This is a genomic window from Planktosalinus sp. (genome assembly GCF_059864935.1).
Genome location: NZ_JCBCCK010000242.1, coordinates 1 through 4409, shown reverse-complemented (window position 1 = coordinate 4409; position 4409 = coordinate 1). Strand labels below are relative to the sequence as shown.

Annotated in this window: 3 protein-coding genes; 1 reads left to right on the top strand and 2 read right to left on the bottom strand. The window is 36.7% G+C overall.

Annotation, left to right across the window (positions count from 1 at the left end):
• Positions 1-291, top strand: a 291-nt coding sequence (locus AC6F75_RS08350; protein WP_500714548.1) for a HipA domain-containing protein, incomplete at its 5' end; no start/stop codon positions are given.
• 261 nt (positions 292-552) lie between these two features.
• Here AC6F75_RS08350 and AC6F75_RS08345 read toward each other — a convergent pair.
• Together AC6F75_RS08345 and AC6F75_RS08340 are read right to left on the bottom strand one after the other, a co-directional pair.
• Positions 553-1734 (bottom strand): TolC family protein, encoded by a 1182-nt coding sequence (locus AC6F75_RS08345; RefSeq protein ID WP_500714547.1) that lies wholly within the window; start codon positions 1732-1734, stop codon positions 553-555.
• On the bottom strand, positions 1731-4409 hold a 2679-nt coding region (locus AC6F75_RS08340; protein WP_500714546.1), incomplete at its 5' end, for an efflux RND transporter permease subunit. The genes AC6F75_RS08345 and AC6F75_RS08340, both read right to left, overlap by 4 nt.

The window sequence follows — 4409 nt, the reverse complement described above, 5'->3', positions numbered from 1 at the left end:
GGCTTTTTATTAACCCATAAGGGCTGGATATTATCGCCGGCTTATGATATTAACCCAGTTGAAACGGGTGCCGGATTAAAACTAAACATCTCTGATGAGGATAATTCGTTAGATTTAAATCTTGCCTTGGAAGTAGCAGCGTATTTTAGATTAACCGAGAAAAGAGCCAATGAAATAATAGAAGAAGTATTGCAAGCAGTTTCACATTGGAAGGAAATGGCTACAAAATATAAAATCTCACGCGTTGAGCAAGAATTGAAGGCTATGGCTTTTAAAACTAACATACGCTAAGACTTTAAGCACGCGTTGCTGTGCTTTTTGAAGTAGGAATGATTTATTGTTTCCGCATTTGAATGACGAGATCCCCGCCTTCGCGAGGATTGGAGCCCACTACCTTTGCTTCCTTTTTATTTGTTTTGGGAAATTTATCTTTTTTTTGAATTGGAAATAAGGAGATGATAAAATCATTAATGGTTTAGGTTTTTTTTTGCGAAATGGAAAAGCAAGCTCTTCCCGAATTTTTATCAGGATGTGTTTGCTTTAGGGATGGGTTTAAAGTTGGTATTTAAATAATTCAGCTATTACTTTGTTGTATTCCATTTCTGTTTTTAGATAATTTTTCAAAGCTTCATAATAATAGGTCATTTCCAGGAAATATTCTATGGAGGTTATTTGACCCAATGCTAAAGATTTATCTAAAAGCTCCACAATATTTATTGAAGAAAATAATGTTTCATATTCATCTAATGTGATTTTCAGGTTTGACATTTGTTCGTATTTCTGTCTTATATCAGAATAATGTTCATTAGTATGTTCTTGCAGGGTTGCTTCATTCAATATTAACTCTGCTTGTTTGGTTTTCACTGTATTTTTATTTTCCCAAAGAGGTATGGTTAAACCTAAATGAAAACCGTTGAAAGTTTGCCCTAATATGCCTTGAAAGCGATAACCTGCCTCGATTTTTGGAAGCGATAAGGCTTTTGAAAGGGCTACTTTATTTTGACCGATTACATTTTCTTGTTCTAAATATTTTTTAACCGGATCATTGGCTTCAATTTCTTGTTCTAATGTTTCAAAATCAGGAATATATGATAGTGAAACATAAGAGGTGTCTGAAAACTGAATTTGTATCCCACCATTGAGTTCTGTCAATTTTTGATTGAGCTGATTGCTGATTGAGCGATTTTCTTGAAATGCAGCATTGATTTGAATAAGCTGCAGTTTTGCTTTATTGACATCCATAATATTGCCTTGACCTAACTCTAAACTTCTCTCAAATGAAGCTAACCACTTTTCTGTAATTTGTTTACGAATGCTCAATTCTGAATTTAATTTATTGCGATATATCAGTTCTATACAAATCCATTTTGCATTCAATAAAACTTCCTGTCTGTTAGCGCTTAATTGAAATTCCGCTTGTTTTGTCTGTTCATTGGAGAGTTGCTTCTTTCTGGTATATACAGTTGGGAAATCAAAAGATTGTGTTATTGCAAACTCTGTTTGATTGCCTGCATTTTCAGGAGTGCCTATCATAAAATCATAATCCACTTTAGGATTAACCGGATTTAAACCGGTTTGATATGACATTTTTTTAGCGTCCCAATACTTGGTATTTGCAATGATGGTTTTATTGTTTTTTTCGATATTTACCAATACCGAATCTATGGTAGTCTGACTGTTCACATGCATTACTGAAATAATCAGGGGCAGCATTATATACATTATTTTTTTCATTTGGCAACTGATTTAGAATTAGACAAAAAGTACACAACCGGCACAATAAAAATATTGAGTAAAGTGGAAGTTAACAGGCCACCCAAAATTACTTTTGCCATAGGACTTTGAATTTCATTACCGGGTAAATCTCCTGCTATTGCCAATGGGATTAATGCCAGACCTGCTGTTAATGCCGTCATTAAAATGGGACTTAAGCGGTCTATGGAACCTTGAATAATAGTATCATATAAATTTAATCCTTCTACCTGCAAGGTTTTGTAATGCGACACCAACAAAATACCGTTTCGTGTAGCGATACCAAAAAGGGTAATAAAACCGATAATTGCAGGGATGCTTAGAATGGCACTTGTAAAATAAATGCTTAAAACACCACCAATAAGAGCTAATGGTAGATTCAAGAGAACGATACCTGCTGTTTTTACATTCTTGAATTCTTGAAAAAGGATAAGGAAAATGACCAATATGGAGAGCAAGGAAGCGAAAAACAAGGTTTTGGATGCTTCTGCTTCCGCTTCAAACTGTCCACCATATTCAATATGATAACCCTCGGGCAGTTCTATTTTTTCATTGATTAACCTCTGAATTTCTTCCACTGCACTTTTTTGGTCACGGCCGGAGACATTAGCTGAGACTACTGTTTTTCGTTCCACATTTTCCCTGTTTATGGTGTTAGGTCCTGATGTGCTTACAATGTCGGCTACATAGTGCAAAGGTATTTTCCCACCGTCATCTGTATCAAGAAGGACATTCTCTATGTCTTCAATTTTAGATCTACTAGCTTCATCCAATCTTACTATTAAATCAAATGTTCTGGCACCTTCATAGATGTCAGATACTTTTTCTCCTGCAATGGCAGCATCTATAAATTCGTTAAAAGTGCCGATGGTAATACCATAATGGTTCAATAAATCCCGTTTGGCTTTTATTTGAATTTGTGGGATTTCCACTTGTTGCTCCACACTTATATCCACCAATCCATCCACACCTTCAATTTCATTTTTGATTTGATTGGAAAGTGAAAAAAGTTTGTTCAGGTCATTACCAAAAATCTTGATGGCAATATTGGCACGAGTACCTGAAAGCATATGATCTATGCGGTGACCTATGGGCTGACCAATGGTGATATTTGCACCTGTCACGCCTGCAAGTTTTTCCCTTACATCTTCCATAAAATCCGAGCGACTTCTGTCACCTAAGGTAAAAGGGGCATCAATTTCAGAAGCGTTAACGCCTTGTGCGTGCTCGTCGAGTTCTGCCCTTCCGGTTCTTCTTGTTGTGGTATTAATTTCGGAAATAGTCAACAATTCATTTTCTATGATAGTGCCTATTTTATTGCTTTCTTCTAACGAAATCCCCGGTAGACTTACTGCACTTACAACTAAGGAACCTTCGTTGAATTCAGGTAAAAAACTTCTGCCCAATTGGGTGAACGCTAAAAGTGCTATGACGAATAAAAGAATGCTTGACGCCACCACCGTTTTTTTCCAACGCATGGCGCTTTCCAATAAACTGCTATAGATTTTTTGTAATCGTTCAACCAGCCAACTCTCTTTGTGTTGTTTTTGTAACATCTTATCATTGGTGAGCAAATAGCTACAAAGAACAGGAGTTATGGTAATGGCCACCACCAACGAAGCAAATAAAGCAACAATAAAGGCGATACCCAGTGGGGCTAATAATTTTCCTTCCATACCGGAAAGGAAAAACAATGGAAGAAAGGCTACAATAATTATAAATGTAGCATTGACAATGGAATGCCTGATTTCAAAGGATGCATCAAAAATGACTTTCAGTTTTTTGGTCTGTTTTACCAGTGGTTTTTTGGCATTTTCTTTTAACCGTTTAAATACGTTCTCAACGTCTATTATAGCATCATCTACCAAATCACCTATGGCAATAGCCATACCGCCCAAGCTCATTGTGTTTATGGTAAAGCCGAGCCATTTCAGAGTGAGTATGGCAACGATTAATGAGATGGGAATTGCTACCAGGGAAATAGCTGTAGCCCGCCAATTCATTAAAAATAAAAAGAGAATGATTACCACAAATGCAATTCCTTCCAATAATACTTTTTGGATATTACTGATGGATGCATTGATAAAATCTGCTTGTCTGAATATTTCTGTATTGATATGAATATCATCGGGCAAGTTCTTTACCATATCGGCTACAGCGTCATCTATTTTATCTGTCAGCTCCAGAGTATTGGTTGCCGGTTGTTTCATGACAGTCATAATCACTGCAGGATTTCCTTTTAGTGAACCGTCACCTATTTTTGGAGCTGCGCCAATTTTAACTTCGGCAACGTCCTCTATTTTTATGGGGTTGCCATCAATACGTTTTATAACAGTCTTTCCCAATTCTTCCACAGAATTTGTTCTGCCAATTCCTTTAATAATGTATTCGTTACCATATTGATTGAGAAAACCACCTGATGAATTGCCATTTGCTTCTTCACTAGCCTTGAGCAATTCCGGAAGGGATACATTATAATACTTCATTTTTGTGGGTGAAGCCAGCACTTGATATTGTTTGTACTCGCCACCAATTACAACCACTTGTGCCACACCACCTGTAGCCAGTAATCTGGGTCGTACTGTCCAGTCTGCAATGGTTCGTAAATCCATTTGACTTGTGGAATCAGCAGTTAAACTAATGAGCATTATTTCACC